At 23.5% G+C, this 651-nt stretch carries 1 protein-coding gene; it reads right to left on the bottom strand.

What is annotated here, in order from left to right; all coding sequences use genetic code 11:
- Positions 1–234 precede the first annotated feature (234 nt).
- Positions 235–651, bottom strand: a 417-nt coding sequence (locus tag RI68_RS02865) for a DDE-type integrase/transposase/recombinase (protein ID WP_017193732.1), incomplete at its 5' end; no start/stop codon positions are given.

Here is a 651-nt window from a genome sequence, read left to right as displayed (position 1 = left end):
TTTTTTCGTTTAAAAAAGTGTCTAAACTTTTTTTGATAATTCTTTAGTTTCAAAAGATATTTTTTTTAATATTTTATCTTTACACTATATAGTTAGGTAAAAAAAGTGAAAAAGTCGCCAACAAAATGAAAATAAAATAATCTTTGATATCAATTTAACATTTTTCTTTAAAAAAGGCGCATTAAAGTAACCTTTTTCAAGGTTATATTATTTTATATTCATTTAACTAAAAATTTATCTTAGATTTTGAATATATTGAGATGGAGTTGAATAGTTTAATTTACTTAAAATCCACTTATTATTCCAAAATTGAGGAAAATGATTAATTAATTTTTTCATTTTATCAGGAGATTTTTGAAATAAAAAAGGATTTTGATGTTGTAAGATGGTTTTCATTTGACCGAAAAAGTTTTCAATAACGGCGTTATCACGAGGGGTGGCTTTTCTTGACATGCTGATTAAAAAACCTTTTTTTGTTAAAGTTTTTTGAATTTTGAGCGATTGATAAACTTTTCCTTGATCAGAATGAATGACGCAAGGATTAATAATTTTTGGAAGTTTTTTAATAGTATTTAAAACTAAATCTTTATTTTGTTGGTTTGAAGTGTGAGAAGCAATTATTTGGTTGTTAAAAGAGTCTATAATACAAGA

The organism is Vaccinium witches'-broom phytoplasma str. VAC, assembly GCF_000309405.1.
Classification (GTDB): Bacteria; Bacillota_I; Bacilli_A; order Acholeplasmatales; family Acholeplasmataceae; genus Phytoplasma.
Note: the sequence above shows the minus strand (reverse complement) of the source record. Positions and strands in the feature narration are given on the sequence as shown.